Genomic DNA, 17031 nt, shown 5'->3' with positions numbered 1-17031 from the left:
GGGGTGGGTGCCTCGTTCGTCCTGGTGCGTTCAATGCACGCTGGTCGGCCGCCCCGAAGCCACCCACGCATCCAGCCCACCCGTCAGCGGCAGCGCCCGCCGCGCCCCGCGCGCCAGCAGCACGCGCGCAGCCTGCGCGGCCGAGACTTCGTTGGGGCAGTTGCAGTACAGCACCACGTCGCGGTCGGGATCGATGGTGAGGTCCAGGTTGCGCTGCTGCAGCGCCTTGAGGGTGTACGACAGCGCCCCCGGAATGCGGCGCGGGTCGACCTGCACGCCGGCTTCGCCGCGCACGTCGATCACCAGCGGCGGCACGTCGCCGCTCATGAGGTCGAACAGCTCGTCGACGCTGATGCGCGGCATGCCGGTGAGCCGCGCGAAGGCGCGGCGGCGCCAGTAGCGCACGGCGAGCATCACGAGCAGCACCACGCCCAGCGCGGCGGTGGCGATGCCGCCGGCCTGCGCCAGCACGGCGAGCACTTGCTGGATCTGGTCGCGAAAGAGCCAGCCCAGGCCGAGGAACAGGCCCGTCCAGACCAGCGCGGCGACGATATCGAAGCCGACGAAGCGCCGCACCGACATGCCCAGCGCGCCGGCCATGGGCGGCGCCACCACGGACACGCCGGGCACGAACTTGGCAGCCACCAGCGACATGCCGCCCCAGTCGGAAATGAGCGATTCGCCACGCCGCACGCAGGAGTCCTGCGACAGCGAGATGCGGCACAGCAGCCGCATGAAGCGGTAGCCGAAGCGGCGCCCGGCATAGAACCACGCGCCGTCGCCCAGCAGGTTGGCGACCACGGCGGCCAGCACCACGCCGACCACCGACACGTCGCCCGCCGCCAGCAGCGCACCGGTGACGACCAGCACGGCCGCGGCCGGCACGGGCAGGCCCAGGCGTGCGGCGAAGCTGGCGGCAAACACCACCAGGATCGCGTTCTGCACCAACAGCGACATCAGCTGCGCCATGCTGCGGGCCGCCGTTCGGTCGTTGCCGGATGCCGCAGGGCGGCGCGCCGGGAGGGGGTGTGGGATGTGGTCATGCCGGGCGCGATTCTCCCGCATGGCCCAAGCACGTACTGCGCGCAGGCCATCCGGGGCGCCCGCACGCCCGTTCGCTCAGCGGGGCGCGTCGCCCTTGCGGTACTCGGCGGTGAGCGCGTCGAGCTTCTGCTTGAGCGCCGGGTCGAGCACGTAGCTGGCGGCGGCCACGGTGGCGTCGAGCTGTTCGGGGCGGCTGGCGCCCAGCAGTGGTGCGGTGATCAGCGGGTTGGCCATGACCCACGCCACGGCCAGCGTGGCCAGCGGCACGCCGGCTTCGTCGGCCAATGCGTGCAGTTGGGTGACGGTGTCGAAGCTGCGGTCGTTCCAGTAGCGGTCCTGGTACATGCCGCCGGCGGTGCCAAGGGTGAAGCGGGTGTTCTCCTCGGGCTTGGCGCCGGGCTTGTACTTGCCGGTGAGCAGGCCGCCGGCCAGCGGGTTGTAGGGAATCACGCCCAGGCCCTCTTCGGCCGCGAGCGGCAGCAGCTCGCGCTCGATCTCGCGGAACAGCAGGCTGTAGCGCGGCTGCACCGACACGAAGCGCGTGAACCGGTGCAGCTCGGCCTTGCCCAGCGCGCGGGCCAGGCGATAGGCCAGGAAGTTCGACACGCCGATGTAGCGCGCGCGGCCCGACTTGACGATCACGTCGAGCGCCTCAAGGCTTTCTTCGAGCGGCGTCTCGCGGTCGTCCATGTGCAGCTGGTACAGGTCGACGTGGTCGGTCTTCAGCCGTTTGAGCGAGAGGTCGATGGCGTCGAGCAGGTGCTTGCGCGAGGCGCCCTGGTCCCAGGGGTTGGGGCCGACCTTGTTGACGGCCTTGGTGGCGACCACGAAGCGGCGGCGGCCGGCGGGGCCCTGCTTGTCGAGCCAGTTGCCGATGATCTCTTCGGTGCGGCCGGTGGTCTCGATGGTGCCGCCCAGCGGGTACACGTCGGCGGTGTCGAGGAAGTTGATGCCGGCGTCGGCGGCCTTGTCCAGGATCTGGTGCGACACGGCCTCGTCGGTCTGCAGGCCGAAGGTCATGGTGCCCAGGGCCAGGCGGGACACGGTGAGGCCGGTACGGCCCAGGCGGGTGGTGGGGATGCTCATGCAGGCTCGCTCCGAGAAGGTGGGAGAGGGAGGGAAAGAGGCGGCGGCCATCATAGGCACGGCCGCGCATTCCTGCAGGCGCTGGAGATTCAGGTGGATTCGAGGTGCACGCCGGGCGCGCCGCGTTCGACCGAGAAGCGGGCCATGGCTGCGACGGCGGAATCGGCGTTCTTCTCGTCGTCCACCGCGCGGAACTCGACGGCGCAGCCGCGCGCGTCGAGCGTCATGAGGCCGTAGCCGCGCTTGTCGGCGCGGCCGTAGCGCAGGTGTTCATTCTTCGCGCGCATGTGGGCCACGCTGGCGGCGCTCGGCCCTTCGGAGGTGATGGCGCCGCCGACGAACTCGGTCGCGACGACGGGCCCCTGCGGCTCGCGGCGCAGGTCGGCGGCCCAGAAGGCGTGCACGTCGCCGCCGAGCACCAGCGCATCGCCACCGCGCGACGGGTTGGCGGTCAGCGCGTCGAGCAGGCGCGTGCGCGCGGCGGCGTAGCCGTCCCAGCCGTCCATCCAGTAGCCGTGCCCCACGCCGCGCTGGCGGTCGGCTTCGGCGAGCAAGGTGGGTTGGGCGATGACGGTCCAGCGCGCCGGCGGCGTTGCGAGTTCGTTCGCGAGCCAGGCTTCCTGCTGCATGCCGAGCAGGCTGCGCTCCGGGGCCAGCCGGTCGGCGCAGTCGACCAGCGGCTTGGTGCTGCGGCCCGGGAGGCAGGCGTGGTGCGAGCGGTACTGGCGGCCGTCGAGCAGCATCACGTCGAGCATGCGGCCGAAGCGATGGCGCCCGTAGATGGTCGCGCCCGCGCCGCGCGGGCGCATGGAGGCCGGCACGGGCATGTGCTCGTACCAGGCCTGGTAGGCGGCAGCGCGGATCGCGAGGAACTGCGCCGGGTCGGGCGTGCGCGGCGAGACGTCGTCGGTGTAGTCGTTGGCGACCTCGTGGTCGTCCCAGGTCACGAGCCACGGAAAGGCGGCGTGCGCGGCCTGGAGGTGCGGGTCGGTCTTGTAGAGCGCGTAGCGGTTGCGAAAGCCGGCCAGGTCGGTGGGAATGCCGCCTTCGTGCCGACGCACGTTGTGCGAGCCGCGCGAGCTTTCGTAGATGTAGTCGCCCAGGTGAACGACGAAGTCGATCGGCTGCGCGGCCATGTCGCGGTAGGCGGCGTAGTAGCCCTCCTCGTACTGCTGGCACGAGGCGAAGGCGAAGCGCAGCGGTTGCACGGCGGCGTCATCGTCGGCCGGCGCGGTGCGCGTGCGGCCGACGGGGCTGCGCACGCCGGCGGCAGTGAAGCGGTACCAGTAGGGGCGGCCCGGGCGCAGGCCCTGTACCTCGACGTGCACTGAGTGCGCGAGGTCGGCGTCGGCGCTGGCGATGCCCTTGGTCACGATGCGGCGAAAGCGCTCGTCCTCGGCGACCTCCCACTGCACCGCCACGGGCGCATCACCCATGCCGCCGCCCAGCAGCGGCTCGGGCGCGAGCCGCGTCCACAGCACCATGCCGTCCGGCCGTGGCGCGCCCGAGGCGACGCCCAGCGTGAACGGGTCGCGCGCCGCCGCGGTCTGGGCGCGCAGGTGCAGGAAGGGATGGCCGAGCGCGGCGGCGGCGAGGCCGGTGTGCAGCAGGCGTCGGCGGGTGAAAAACGGAGGGGTCATCGGGCGTCCTTCTTGGCGCGTCGCTCGGCGATCTCGAGGTCGATCGATGCTTGCAGCTGCGCTTGCCGTTCGGGGTTCTTCGGGCGGGTGTCGAAGCTCCTCGTGCGTATGCCTTCGACCGACTGTGAGGAAACACGGCGAGACTTTCCCCACCAGATCGCTGCAGCGCCGCCGAGCAGGAACAGCGCGACCATGAATTCCGCGGCGACCCGGTTCAGGTCGCTCTTGAGGATCGGCTGCGCTGCGTTGTCTGTCCGGTCGCGCGGAGGCAGCAGGACCGCGAGCTTCTTGCCCACGGGGCGCGCGCTGAACTTGCCGCCACGGCCGGCCCGCAGGACGGCTTTTCGGCCATCGGGTCGGACGTAGTCGACCCGCACCTCGTCGCCGTGGACGCCGGTGACGACACCCTCGACTTCGTCGTAGGAAAGAAGAACCAGCGCCGCGTCATACGCCGACAGCAGCGCGACACACAGCATGGCGACGCCCATCGCCGCAACGCACGTCGCCACCAACACTCGAAAGATATGCATGGACTCCAGCCATCAGGAACGTGCCTGATTCTGGCGCCCTTCTCTTACAGCACCGCCACTGCAGAACGGCGTCTCAGCCCACCGACCCTTCGCAAACCACAGCCACCGGCCGCCGCGCATCCGCACGCGCGCTCGCGACCGCCCAGGCAAAGATGCCCACGCCCGCCAGCGCCAGCAGCGCGCCGACCCAGCCAGTCGAGGTCCAGCCCAGGCCGGCCGCAATGGCCACGCCGCCGAGCCAGGCGCCGAGGGCGTTGGCCATGTTGAAGGCCGAGTGGTTGAGCGCGGCGGCGAGCGTTTGTGCGTCGCCGGCCACGTCCATCAGGCGGATCTGCAGGGCCGGGCCGATGGCGACGGTGGTGCCGATCAGGAACACGGTGAAGGCCGCCGTCACGACGTGGTGCGCGGCGAAGGTGAAGCTGGCAAGCACGAGCGCTGCATAGACGAGCACGCCGCCGATGGTGCGCATGAGCGACTTGTCGGCCAGCCGCGAGCCCACGAGGTTGCCGGTGACCATGCCCAGGCCGAACAGCGCGAGCACGAAGGGCACGCCGCCCAGCGGCAGGCCGGCCACCTCGATCAGCGTGGGCTTGATGTAGCTGAACACGGCGAACATGCCGCCGAAGCCGATGGCGCCGATGCCCAGCGTGAACCACACCTGCTTGCGCTTGAGCGCGCCGAGTTCGCGCCAGGGGCTGGCGCCGGCGGCGGGCGCGATGTCGGGCACGTCGCGGCGCAGCAACGCCACGGCGACGAGCGCGATGACGCCCACGAACACGAAGGCCGCGCGCCAGCCGAACAGCTGGCCCAGCCACGCCGCGATGGGCACGCCGACCAGCGTGGCGCCGGTGAGCCCCAGCATCACGAGGCCGACGGCGCGTGCGCGGCGCCCCGGCGGCGCGAGCGTGGCGGCCACGAGCGCGGCCACGCCGAAGTAGGTGCCGTGCGGCAGGCCGGTGGCAAAGCGCAGCAGGTTGAGCGACAGATAGCCGGGCGCCAACGCGCTGGCGAAATTGCCGGCCGCGAACACGGCCATCAGCGCGATCAGCAGTGCGCGTCGGCCCCAGCCGGCGGCCAGCACCGCGAGCACGGGCGCGCCAATGACCACGCCCAGCGCGTAGGCGCTGATGACGTGGCCGGCCTGCGGGATGGTGACGGCGATGTCCTTCGCGACCTCGGGCAGCAGGCCCATGATGACGAACTCGCCGGTGCCGATGGCAAAGCCTCCGACGCCGAGCGCGAGCACCGCGCGCAGGAACTGGGTGGACGAGACGGACGGTGCAATGGCGGTGGTTTCCGCGCCTTCGCGGGCGGACGGTGAGGCGTTCAAGGCCGGGCTCCTGGGGGGTGCCCGGCGGACGCGGGCAAGGCCCGATTCTAGGGTAAACCCTTAAATTGTGAAGATGCTCTCGTGCGGCGCGTCGGTACCGTCTTGCAATTCAGATGGTAACCAACTGCCTCACGCCCTGCGCTTCCATGTCCTTGCCCAGGCCGCGCGCAATGACTTCGCCGCGCTCCATCACGAGGTAGTCGTCGGCCAGCTCCTGCGCGAAGTCGTAGTACTGCTCGCACAGCACGATGGCCATGTCGCCGCGGTCGGCGAGCATGCGGATGACGCGGCCGATGTCCTTGATGATGCTGGGCTGGATGCCCTCGGTGGGCTCGTCGAGGATCAGCAGCTTGGGCTTGGGCGCGAGGGCGCGCGCGATCGCCAGTTGCTGCTGCTGCCCGCCCGAAAGGTCGCCGCCTCGTCTGTGGATCATCTGCTTGAGCACGGGGAACAGCTCGAACAGCTCCGCAGGAATGGGCGTGCCGCCGCTCTTGTAGGCCAGGCCCATGCGCAGGTTCTCTTCCACCGTGAGCCGCGCGAAGATCTCGCGGCCCTGCGGAACGAAGCCGATGCCGGCCCTGGCCCTGTCGTAGGGCGTGGCCTTGTGGATCGGCTTGCCTTCGAGTTCGATGCTGCCGCTCTTGATGGGCACGAGGCCCATGAGCGACTTCAGCAGCGTGGTCTTGCCTACGCCGTTGCGGCCGAGCAATACCGTGACCTTGCCGAGCGTTGCCTCGAAGCTCACGTCTCTGAGGATGTGGGAGCCGCCGTAGTACTGGTGGATGTTTTTTACTTTCAGCATGGTGGGATGGCTTCCTTGGTCTTTATCGGGGGCACCCGGTGGGCGGCACGGCGCGGTCGGCCCCACTGTGCCGGCCCTTCGGGCTGCCCTGCGGTGCTCGCGTTCCGCGGGGTCTCGCAGAACTCGCTTCGCTCAGACAGCTGCGAGCCCTGATCCGCGAAACGCTGCGCTCCTCGGCGGCACAGAGGGGCCGCCCACGCCGCACCGCACACCGGGCGCTGGTCGTGGCGTTGATGCCGACGGCTCCGGCCGTGGCTAGAAATTCACCGCCCAAGGTAGACCTCGATCACGCGTTCGTCGGCCTGCACTTCGTCGAGCGTGCCTTGCGCGAGCACGGAGCCATCGCACAGCACGGTGACGATCTCGGAGATGGTGCGGATGAAGCTCATGTCGTGCTCCACCACCATCAGCGAATGCTTGCCCTTGAGCGTGAGGAACAGCTCGGCGGTGCGAGCGGTTTCCTCGTCGGTCATGCCGGCCACGGGCTCGTCGAGCAGCAGCAGCTTCGGGTCCTGCATGAGCAGCATGCCGATCTCGAGCCACTGCTTCTGGCCGTGGCTCAGGTTGCCGGCCAAGCGCGAGACGCTGTCGGCCAGGTGAATCGTCTCCAGCACCTCGGCCAGACGATCGCTCTGCGCCGAGTCGAGCCTGAACAGCATCGAGGCGCGCACGCCCTTGTCGGTCTTCAGTGCGAGTTCGAGGTTCTCGAACACGGTGAGGTGCTCGAACACCGTCGGCTTCTGGAACTTGCGGCCGATGCCCAGCTGCGCAATGTCGGCTTCGCGGTGGCGCAGCAGGTCGATGGTGCTGCCGAAGAACACGGTGCCCGAGTCGGGCCGGGTCTTGCCGGTGATGATGTCCATCATCGTGGTCTTGCCCGCGCCGTTGGGGCCGATGATGCAGCGCAGCTCGCCCGGCGCGATGTCCAGCGAGAGCTTGTTGATGGCCTTGAAGCCGTCGAAGCTCACGCTCACGTCTTCGAGGTACAGGATGCGGCCGTGCGTGATGTCGACCTCACCCGGCGTGGCGATGCGGCTGAAGCCTGCGGTGCGGCCGCCCGATTCGGTCTGGCCCGTGGCCGCGTGCAGGCCGGCTGCGCGTGCGGCGCGCTCGGCACCGGCTTCCATCAGGTCGGGCGTCATGCGCGGGCTCCCTTCACATCGGCGACCAGGGGCGCCTGCACCGTCGCTTCGGGCTCGGCGTGCGAGGCGGCGGGCTCGCGCCGCGCGTCCTTCGCGGCCGGCGCTGCGGCCTTCTGTGTCTTCTCGCGCGACAACCACTTGCGCACCAACCCCACGATGCCGTTCGGCAGGAACAGCGTGACAGCAATGAACAAGGCGCCCAGGAAGTACAGCCAGTACTCGGGGTAAGCCACGGTGAGCCAGCTCTTGGCGCCGTTGACGATGAAGGCGCCGATGATCGGCCCGATCAGCGTGGCGCGCCCGCCGACTGCGGCCCACACGGCGATCTCGATGGAGTTGGCCGCGCTCATCTCGCCCGGGTTGATGATGCCGACCTGCGGCACATACAGCGCGCCGGCCACGCCGCACATCACGGCGGAGATGACCCAGATCGTGAGCTTGTACGGCAGCGGGTTGTAGCCCGAGAACATCACGCGCGTTTCGGCATCGCGAATGGCCTGCAGCACGCGGCCGAACTTGCTGCCGATGAGCCACTTGGCGAAGAGGAAGAAGCCCAGCAGCGTGAGGCCGGTGAGCGCGAAGAGCGTCATGCGCATCTCCTGCGTGGCGATCGGGATGTTCAGGATGCGCTTGAAGTCGGTGAAGCCGTTGTTGCCGCCGAAGCCCGTCTCGTTGCGGAAGAAAAGCAACATGGCGGCGAAGGTCATGGCCTGCGTGATGATCGAGAAGTACACGCCCTTGATGCGCGAGCGGAAGGCGAAGAAGCCGAACACGAAGGCGATGAGGCCGGGCACCGCCACGATGAGCAGCAACGTCATGCCGAAGCTGCCGCTGAAGGTCCAGTGCCAGGGCAGTTCCTTCCAGTCGAGGAACACCATGAAGTCCGGCAGGTCGCTCTTGTAGTTGCCGTCGCGGCCGATCTGGCGCATGAGGTACATGCCCATCATGTAGCCACCGAGTGCGAAGAACAGGCCGTGGCCCAGCGACAGGATGCCGGTGTAGCCCCAGATCAGGTCCATGGCCAGCGCGCAGATGGCGTAGCACATGATCTTGCCGACGAGCGCCACGGCGTAGTCGCTCATGTGCAGCGGGCTGTCGGCCGGCACCCACATGTTGAGCACGGGCGCCACGGCGCACACGACGATGAGCGCGACGAAGAAGGCCGTCCAGCCCTTGCCGCTCAACAGCGGGCCTTTGGTGGGAAGTACGACCTTGCTCATGCCTCAGCGCTCCGGCCTTTCATTGCGAAGATGCCTTGTGGCCGCTTCTGGATGAAGATGATGATGAAGACAAGCACCGCGATCTTCGCGAGCACCGCGCCCGCCCAGCCTTCGATGAACTTGTTGAGAATGCCCAGCCCCAGCGCCGCATACACGGTGCCCGCGAGCTGGCCGACGCCGCCCATCACGACCACCATGAAGCTGTCGACGATGTAGCTTTGGCCGAGGTCGGGGCCGACGTTGCCGATCTGGCTCAGCGCGCAGCCCGCCAGGCCCGCGATGCCCGAACCGAGCGCGAAGGCGTAGGTGTCGATGCGCGCGGTGTTCACGCCCATGCACGAGGCGATCGGGCGGTTCTGCGTGACGCCGCGCACGAACAGGCCCAGGCGCGTCTTGCCGATGAGCCAGCCCATCGCGAGCAGCACGAGCGCCGCGAAGACGATGATGCAGATGCGGTTCCACGGCAGCGTGACGTTGCTCAGCATGGTGAAGCCGCCGCTCATCCAGCCGGGGTTTTCCACGCCGACGTTCTGCGCACCGAAGAGCGAGCGCACGAGCTGCTGCAGCATCAGGCTGATGCCCCAGGTGGCGAGCAGCGTCTCGAGCGGACGGCCGTACAGGAAGCGGATCACGCCACGCTCGAGCACCGCGCCCACGAGCGCCGAGGCGAGGAAGGACACGGGAATGGCGGCCACCAGGTACCAGCCGAACGCCGCCTCGGGCATGTACTTCTGGAAGACGCCCTGCATCACGTAGGTGGCGTAGGCGCCGATCATCATCAGCTCGCCGTGCGCCATGTTGATGACGCCCATGAGGCCGTAGGTGATGGCCAGGCCCAGCGCGGCCAGCAGCAGCACCGAGCCCAGGCTGATGCCGCTGAACACGGCATTGATGCGGTCGCCCCAGACCAGCGCGCCGTCGATGTTGGCGATCGATGCGGTGATGGCCGCCTTCACGTCGGCTTCGGTCTCGTCGGCCAGGCGCTGGTTGAGCAACAGCTTGGTGTCGGGGCTGCGGTTGTTGCCCAGTTCCTTGGCGGCGGCCAGGCGCTTGGCCTTGTCGGCGCTGGTGAGCATGCTGGCGGCGCGCACGAGCTCGAGCTGCGCCTTGATCTTCGGATTCGTCTCGGCGGCCAGCGCCTTCTCGACCATCGGAATGCGCGATTCGTCGGGCTCCTTGAAGAGCGCCTGCGCGGCTTCGGCGCGCACCGCGTCGTCGGTGCTCGTGAGCTTGAGCGCGGCCTGCGCGGCATCGAGCGCGCCGCGCATGAGGTTGTTGTTGACGACGTCTTCGGCGGTGTCGGGCACCTTCAACTCGGCGCCCGTCACGGGGTCGAAACCCTTGTCGTCCTTCATCACGAAGACCTTGTCTTCGGTGTACTTCACGGCGTCGTCGGACATCGCCTGGATGAAGGCGGCGGTCTTGTCGTCGGCGGTGAGGACGGCCTTGTTGAGCGCGGCGATGCGGGCTTCGGATTCGCCGGAGGCGATGGCCCGGGCTTCGTCGGCGGTCAGCGCGTGGGCGGCCGACGCTGCGAGGAGCATGGCGGCGAAGGCGCAGTGAAGGGTTCGTCGAAGCATCATGAAACTGGAAGTTGGGGTTGGCCCCTTCCCCTTCCGGGGGAAGGTTGGGATGGGGGCACGCGGCGCTCATTCAGGCGCTGCGACCTGATCGACCACCGTCAGCCCCCACCCCTGCCCTCCCCCAGTGGGGGAGGGAGAAACACGCTTACATCGACTTGCCGGCCGGGTAGTCAGGCTTCTTGTCGTTGCCTTCGATGTACGGGCTCCACGGCTTGGCCTTCACCGGGCCCGGCGTCTTCCACACCACGCTGAACTGCCCGTCGGCCTTGATCTCGCCGATGAACACGCTCTTGTGCAGGTGATGGTTCTTCTCGTCCATCTTCGAGACGATGCCCGACGGTGCCGTGAAGGTCTGGCCGGCCATCGCCGCGATCACCTTGTCGGTGTCGGTCGACTTGGCCTTCTCGACCGCCTGCTTCCACATGTGGATGCCGATCCAGGTGGCTTCCATCGGGTCGTTTGTGAGCGGCTTGTCCTTGTGGCCGGCGATGTTCTTGGCCTTGGCGTAGTCGCTCCACTGCTTGATGAACGCGGTGTTCGTCGGGTTCTTGATCGACATGAAGTAGTTCCATGCCGCGAGGTGGCCCACGAGCGGCTTGGTGTCCACGCCGCGCAGTTCTTCTTCGCCCACCGAGAAGGCGACCACCGGCACGTCCTTGGCCTTCAGGCCCGCGTTGCCCAGTTCCTTGTAGAAAGGCACGTTGGAGTCGCCGTTGATGGTCGAGACCACCGCCGTCTTGCCGCCGGCCGAGAACTTCTTGATGTCGGCGACGATGGTCTGGTAGTCGCTGTGGCCGAAGGGGGTGTACTTCTCGTCGATGTCCTTGTCGGCCACGCCCTTGCTCTTGAGGTAGGCGCGCAGGATCTTGTTGGTCGTGCGGGGGTACACGTAGTCGGTGCCCAGCAGCACCCAGCGCTTGGCGCCGCCGCCTTCCTTGCTCATCAGGTAGTCGACGGCCGGAATGGCTTGCTGGTTGGGCGCGGCGCCCGTGTAGAACACGTTCTTGGAGAGCTCTTCACCCTCGTACTGCACGGGGTAGAACAGCAGGCCGTTCATTTCCTCGACCACCGGCAGCACCGACTTGCGCGACACCGAGGTCCAGCAGCCGAAGATCACCGAGACCTTGTCCTGGCCGAGCAGCTGCTTGGTTTTTTCAGCGAACAGCGGCCAGTTGGAGGCCGGGTCGACCACCACGGGCTCCAGCTGCTTGCCCAGCACGCCGCCCTTCTTGTTGATGTCGTCGATGGCCATCAGCACCGTGTCTTTCAACACGGTTTCCGAGATGGCCATCGTGCCCGACAGCGAGTGCAGCACGCCGACCTTGATGGTGTCGGCTGCGAATGCAGGCGCAGCAGAAATGCTGGCCAGCGCGACGGCGGCGGTGAGCGCCTTGAGTGTGAAACGACGTTGCATGTGGACTCCTGCTCCGGGTGGGTTGAACCTTGTCGACAGCGCGGGGCTGGCGATGGAGAGGAGTCTGCGGAACGCACCACAAAGGGGAAATACGCCGGGTGGCGTACACGGAGGTACTCAGGCGGGTGGCGGGGCCGGGTACTTCACGGCGTTGGCGAGCATCTTGTGCTTCGCCGCCTCGACCGGGTCGATGCCGAGCTTGTCGGCCAGCTGCAGCAGGTAGAGCAGGACGTCCGCGATCTCGGTGCCGATCTGCGCGCGCTTGTCTGCGGGCAGCGCCCGGCTTTGCGCTTCGGTGAGCCACTGGAAATGTTCGAGCAGCTCCGCGGCTTCGACCGACAGCGCGGCGGCGAGGTTCTTGGGGGAGTGGAATTGCTCCCAGTCGCGGGCTTGTGCGAAGTCGCGCAAGGCCTGGGTCAGTGCTTGAAGTTCGGTGGCCATGTCAATCCTGCGGGGGTCTTCCGCGAGTTTGGCATGGCCGCCCGGCTACGCCATGCGACTTCCCCGCCCATGCAGCACCGCCACCAGCAGCGCCGACACCATCAGATAAACCAGCGCCACGCCGAACGCGGCCGTGTAGTCCGCCTCGCGCCCCAACTGCCCATAGAACAAGATCCCGACCAACGCCACCCCCAGCGCATTGCCCGCCTGCTGCACCATCGACAGCACGCCCGAGGCCACGCCCGCGTGCTGCGGCGGCAGGCCGGCCAGCACGGTGGACACCAGCGGCGCCATCACCATGCCGAGCCCCGCGCCCTGCACGAACAGCAGCGGCACCATCCACGCCACGACATGCGTGTGCCCCGGCCAGCCGGCCACGTTGGCGCACTGCAACGCATGCCCCGCCGCGAGTACGAGGGCGCCGAGCGCGATCTGGGGCGTGCCGCCGAAGCGGCGGGCGATGCGGGCGCCGGCCATCGAGGTCGCGAAGAAGCCGACGGCCAGCGCGGTGAAGACGATGCCCGAGTGGAGCGCGCCCAGCCCCATCCCCTGCTGCAGATACAGCGCGAGCACGAAGTAGAACGAGGCGTTGCCGGCATAGAAGGCCAGCGTGGTGAGCAGCCCGGTCACGAAGCGGCGGTTGGCGAGCAGCACCGGCGCCACCAGCGGCGCACCGCCGCGTGCCGCGAGGCGGCGCTGCTGCCCGGCGAAGAGGCCCCACAGCGGCACGGCGGCGGCCAGGCACAGCCAGCTCCACAGCGGCCAGCCCTGCTGGCGCCCTTCGACCAGCGGCAGCACCACGGCCACCGAACCGGCCGCGACCAGCGCCATACCGGCGAGGTCGAGCCGGCTGTCGCCGCGGCCCTGCGCCAGCGGCGGCACCACGCGCGGTGCGAGCACCAGCGCCAGCAGGCCGATCGGCACGTTGATGAGAAAGCAGCTGCGCCAGCCGAGCCCCGCGAGGTCGGCATGGATCAGCGCGCCGCCCACCAACTGTCCCAGCGTGGCCGCCAGGCCCAGCGTGAGGCCGTAGGCCGCGAAGGCGCGTGTCCGGTCTTCACCCGCGTAGGCCAGGCCGATCATCGCGAGCACCTGCGGCTGCAGCAGCGCGCCGGCCAGGCCCTGCAGCAGGCGCGCGGCCACGAGCAGCCCGGCGTTCGGCGCCACGCCGCAGGCGGCCGAGGCGAGCGTGAACAACAACAGGCCGAGCATGAACATGCGGCGCCGGCCGAACAGGTCGCCCAGCCGCCCGCCCGTGACCAGGCCCGCGGCGGTGGCCAGGCCGTAGCCCGCCACCACCAGCTGCAGCGTGCCCGCGCTGGCCTGCAGGTCGTGCTGCATCGAGGGCAGCGCGACGTTGACGATGAAGAAATCGAGCACCACCAGGAAGGTGCCGCTGAGCATGACCCACAGGCCCAGCCGGCCCGGTGTGGCGGACGTGATCGATGGGGCAGAAGAAACGGCAGGGTTCGAGGAGGGCATGGCCCCCACTGTCGGCACCGGCCGGCATCGCGGCAATGACCTGCGAGGTCATGCGCGCAGGGCGCCGCGCGTTCAGCGCTTGTCGAACTGCGCGGACGCAAAGGCCCAGGTCATGCGCGTGGCGTCGGGCCCGAGCGGGTCGCTGAACAGCTGCCCCCGCGACCCGCCGCTCCACGAGTGGCCGAGCCCCGCGATCTCGCACAGCGTGACCAGGGTGCGGCCCTGGCGCTTGAAGTCGGTCACGCGCATGGCACGGCGCTGGCCGCGTTGCAGGTCGCGCGCGATGCCAGCGTGCGCGCCCACGGCGGTGGCCCAGACGGCCGCGCTGCTCATGGCGTTGCTCGGCGCCACCACAGCGTCGGCGTCGCCGTGCAGCACCAGCATCGGCGGCAGCGTCGTGAAGACGGCCGCCGCGCCCATGGCCTTGCCGACCGCGGTGACGGGCATCGGCGGCACGTGCTGTCCGCGCATGGCCCCGAGCGCGGTGGCCGACGACTTCGCGGCGCCGGGCGCCACGCCCGAGTGCATGACCACCGCGCGAAAACGGTTCGGGTAGCGCGTGGCCAGCAGCGCCGCCATGCTCGCGCCCGCCGACAGGCCGGCCACGGCCACGCGGTCGCGATCGACGGGGTACAGCATGCAGGCTTGGTCGACGGCGGCCATCAGCGTGGCGGCCTCGGCGTCGGCCTTGCCGGAGCGGCGCTCGTACCAGTTCCAGCAGCCCTGCGGATGGGCGATGCGGTCCTGCTCGGGGTAGAGCACGAGAAAACGCTGGCGCACCGCGAGCGCATTCATGCGCGTGCTGGCCGCGAAGTCGCGACCGGTCTGGCCGCAGCCGTGCAGCATGACCATGAGCGGGAGTTTCTCGCCGGGCTGCAGCACCAGGTCGGCCGGACGGAACAGGTGATAGCCGCGCGCCCCACCCGCGCCCATCGCCATGCCACTGATCCAGTCGCCCTTGCCGGGCGGCGGCTTGAGCCGCTTGGCGGTCGCACGTTGCACCTGGCCGGCCACGCGCTTGCCGTTGCTCAGCGTGAGCTTGGTGAGCGCCTTCAGATTGCGCTCATAGGCGCGGGCGAAGAAAGAAGCGGTGGAGCGACGGGCCATGGCGCAGTGTGCAGGCAAAGCGCCGGGCGGCCAAACGGCCGCGAAGCCTTCAGTAGATTTCCGGAACGATCATGCTGGCCGGCACGGGCTGGCGCAGGTAGTCGTCATGCCGCTCGCGCGCCGGCAACTCGACCGGCGCGTGCGCCACTTCCTGATAAGGCAGCTGGCCCAGCAGGTGGCTGATGCAGTTCAGGCGCGCCTTCTTCTTGTCGACGGCCTGCACCACCCACCACGGCGCCTCGGGGATGTGGGTGCGCTCCAGCATGATCTCTTTCGCCTTGGTGTATTCCTCCCAGCGGCGGCGGCTTTCGAGGTCCATGGGGCTGAGCTTCCACTGCTTGAGCGGGTCGTGGATGCGGCCCAGGAAGCGCATGTGCTGCTCGTCGTCGGTGATGGAGAACCAGTACTTGATGACCTTGATGCCCGAGCGCACGAGCATCTTCTCGAACTCGGGCACGGTGCGGAAGAACTCCTCGTACTCGTCGTCGCTGCAGAAACCCATCACGCGCTCGACGCCGGCGCGGTTGTACCAGCTGCGGTCGAACAGCACCATCTCGCCGGCCGCCGGCAGGTGCGCCACGTAGCGCTGGAAATACCACTGCGTGCGTTCGCGGTCGTTGGGCGCGGGCAGCGCGGCAACGCGGGCCACGCGCGGGTTCAGGCGCTGGGTGATGCGCTTGATGACACCGCCCTTGCCCGCCGCGTCGCGGCCTTCGAAAAGGATGACCACCTTCTGCTTGCTGTGCTGCACCCAGTCCTGCAGCTTGACCAGCTCGCCCTGCAGGCGAAAGAGCTCCTTGAAATAGGCCTGGCGCGCCGCCTTGTCGGACACGGAAGACGCTGCCGAGCCGGGGTCGAGCCCGTCGAGGTTGCGGTCTTCGATCTCCAGTTCGAGCTCTTCGTCGTAGCTGTCGATCAGGTCGCGGGCGATGCGTTGCATCAGGTCTTCGTGGTCGGGAAGTGCGCTCGTCAGCATGATGAAAAGGGGCAAGAGTGGCGGGTAGACAAAAAGCATGCTGCACCCGCCACATGACGACGGCGTGACGGTTTTGCGGCTGTTTTCTGTAAGCCGACACGCCGTTGTCACATGGCACGAACACCATCCGGGGCACGCTGGCAGCCCGCCAAACGGGCGTCTGCCTGTTCACATGTCTTTTCTGACCACGCACCTTGTCGGTATTTCATGACCTCGCCGCGCAGTCCTATGGCGGCGACGAAGCCGGGCTGATCTGCGGCTACCTGTTCGACGCCGCGGCGCCGGAATCCGCGCGGGCGATCGATTCGGCGCAGGCCGCCGCGTGGCTGGCGGATGCCGGCCAGCTCGGCGACAGCAACGCCTACGTGTGGCTGCACTTCAATCTGAGCCATGCGCACGCCGAACGCTGGCTGGTGCGGCACGCCGCCCTGTCGGACACCTTCTACGAGACGCTGCACGAAGGCCTGCCCTCCACGCGCATCGAGCGCGCCGACGACTCGCTGATCGCGGTCATCAACGACGTGCACTTCGAGTTCAGCTTCGAGCCCTCCGACATTTCGACGCTGTGGATCAGCGTCGGTCCGCGCCTGGTGGTCACGGCGCGCACCAAGCCGCTGCGCTCGGTCGACGCGCTGCGCACGGCCGTGAAGGCGGGCGAGGCGCCGCGCTCCAGCACCGAACTGCTCGAGCACCTGCTGCGCGCGCAGGCCGACGTGCTGGTGAAGATCGTGCGCGGCGTCACCTCGCGCATCGACCGCATCGAGGACGAGCTGCTGGCCGGGCGCCTGGACCACAAGCGCGCGCGCCTGGGCGTGCTGCGCCGGCTGCTGGTGCGGCTGCAGCGGCTGCTGGCGCCCGAGCCGGCCGCGCTGTTCCGCCTGCTGCAGGGTCCGCCGGCCTGGATGGCCGAGCCCGACGTGCAGGAGCTGCGCGGCTCGACCGAGGAGTTCTCGGTGGTGCTGCGCGACATGCAGGCGCTGCAGGAGCGCATCAAGCTGCTGCAGGAAGAAATCGCCGCCAACGTCAACGAGGACAACAACCGCAGCCTGTTCGTGCTGACGGTGGTCACGGTGCTGGCGCTGCCGATCAACATCCTGGCCGGCCTGTTCGGCATGAACGTGGGCGGCATTCCGCTGGCGGAGCACAGGCACGGGTTCTGGATCGTGGTGGCGATCGTCGCCACCTTCACCGCCGTGGCCGCCTGGACGGCGTTTCGCAAGAAGCGCTGAGGCGC

General features: G+C 68.8%; 15 protein-coding genes. 1 reads left to right on the top strand and 14 read right to left on the bottom strand.

Annotated features, from left to right (window positions below; all coding sequences use genetic code 11):
- Nucleotides 1-30: 30 nt before the first annotated feature.
- The 14 genes from AC1RGU_RS01735 to ppk2 all read right to left on the bottom strand — a co-directional run bounded on the left by AC1RGU_RS01735 (nucleotide 31) and on the right by ppk2 (nucleotide 15797).
- Nucleotides 31-969, bottom strand: coding sequence for a VTT domain-containing protein (locus tag AC1RGU_RS01735; RefSeq protein WP_354343226.1), 939 nt, complete (start codon nucleotides 967-969; stop codon nucleotides 31-33).
- Between the two features lie 150 nt (nucleotides 970-1119).
- Nucleotides 1120-2130: an aldo/keto reductase gene (locus tag AC1RGU_RS01730; protein WP_095946666.1), complete on the bottom strand. Its 1011-nt coding sequence runs from the start codon at nucleotides 2128-2130 to the stop codon at nucleotides 1120-1122.
- An 89-nt stretch (nucleotides 2131-2219) separates the two neighbouring features.
- Nucleotides 2220-3770 (bottom strand): alkaline phosphatase D family protein, encoded by a 1551-nt coding sequence (locus AC1RGU_RS01725; protein WP_492694303.1) that lies wholly within the window; start codon nucleotides 3768-3770, stop codon nucleotides 2220-2222.
- Nucleotides 3767-4300 (bottom strand): DUF3592 domain-containing protein, encoded by a 534-nt coding sequence (locus AC1RGU_RS01720; protein WP_492694301.1) that lies wholly within the window; start codon nucleotides 4298-4300, stop codon nucleotides 3767-3769. The genes AC1RGU_RS01725 and AC1RGU_RS01720 overlap by 4 nt, the downstream gene beginning before the upstream one ends.
- Nucleotides 4301-4373: 73 nt before the next feature.
- Nucleotides 4374-5630, bottom strand: coding sequence for an MFS transporter (locus tag AC1RGU_RS01715; RefSeq protein WP_492694299.1), 1257 nt, complete (start codon nucleotides 5628-5630; stop codon nucleotides 4374-4376).
- Nucleotides 5631-5739: 109 nt separating this feature from the next.
- Nucleotides 5740-6432, bottom strand: a complete 693-nt coding sequence (gene urtE / locus AC1RGU_RS01710; protein WP_492694297.1) for an urea ABC transporter ATP-binding subunit UrtE — start codon at nucleotides 6430-6432, stop codon at nucleotides 5740-5742.
- A gap of 263 nt (nucleotides 6433-6695) precedes the next feature.
- Nucleotides 6696-7574 (bottom strand): urea ABC transporter ATP-binding protein UrtD, encoded by an 879-nt coding sequence (urtD, locus tag AC1RGU_RS01705; protein WP_095744117.1) that lies wholly within the window; start codon nucleotides 7572-7574, stop codon nucleotides 6696-6698.
- Nucleotides 7571-8794 (bottom strand): urea ABC transporter permease subunit UrtC, encoded by a 1224-nt coding sequence (gene urtC, locus AC1RGU_RS01700; protein WP_492694295.1) that lies wholly within the window; start codon nucleotides 8792-8794, stop codon nucleotides 7571-7573. Before urtC ends, urtD begins: the two co-directional genes overlap by 4 nt.
- Nucleotides 8791-10338, bottom strand: coding sequence for an urea ABC transporter permease subunit UrtB (gene urtB / locus AC1RGU_RS01695; protein ID WP_492694293.1), 1548 nt, complete (start codon nucleotides 10336-10338; stop codon nucleotides 8791-8793). The genes urtC and urtB overlap by 4 nt, the downstream gene beginning before the upstream one ends.
- A 184-nt stretch (nucleotides 10339-10522) precedes the next feature.
- Nucleotides 10523-11791, bottom strand: a complete 1269-nt coding sequence (urtA, locus tag AC1RGU_RS01690; protein ID WP_013543023.1) for an urea ABC transporter substrate-binding protein — start codon at nucleotides 11789-11791, stop codon at nucleotides 10523-10525.
- Nucleotides 11792-11908: 117 nt separating this feature from the next.
- Nucleotides 11909-12232, bottom strand: a complete 324-nt coding sequence (locus AC1RGU_RS01685) for a nucleotide pyrophosphohydrolase (RefSeq protein WP_489059502.1) — start codon at nucleotides 12230-12232, stop codon at nucleotides 11909-11911.
- Between the two features lie 45 nt (nucleotides 12233-12277).
- On the bottom strand, nucleotides 12278-13714 hold the full coding sequence (locus AC1RGU_RS01680) for an MFS transporter (RefSeq protein WP_492694290.1): 1437 nt from the start codon (nucleotides 13712-13714) through the stop codon (nucleotides 12278-12280).
- A gap of 72 nt (nucleotides 13715-13786) precedes the next feature.
- Nucleotides 13787-14821, bottom strand: coding sequence for an extracellular catalytic domain type 1 short-chain-length polyhydroxyalkanoate depolymerase (locus AC1RGU_RS01675; protein WP_062472220.1), 1035 nt, complete (start codon nucleotides 14819-14821; stop codon nucleotides 13787-13789).
- A gap of 49 nt (nucleotides 14822-14870) precedes the next feature.
- The gene (gene ppk2, locus AC1RGU_RS01670) at nucleotides 14871-15797 is read right to left on the bottom strand and encodes a polyphosphate kinase 2 (protein ID WP_172438226.1); all 927 of its coding nucleotides are present in this window, start codon (nucleotides 15795-15797) and stop codon (nucleotides 14871-14873) included.
- Between the two features lie 194 nt (nucleotides 15798-15991).
- Between ppk2 and AC1RGU_RS01665 the strand changes: the two genes are divergently transcribed.
- Nucleotides 15992-17026, top strand: coding sequence for a transporter (locus AC1RGU_RS01665; protein ID WP_492694288.1), 1035 nt, complete (start codon nucleotides 15992-15994; stop codon nucleotides 17024-17026).
- Nucleotides 17027-17031 lie beyond the last annotated feature (5 nt).

Source organism: Variovorax sp. GW823-FHT02B07 (assembly GCF_058797695.1).
Note: the sequence above shows the minus strand (reverse complement) of the source record. Positions and strands in the feature narration are given on the sequence as shown.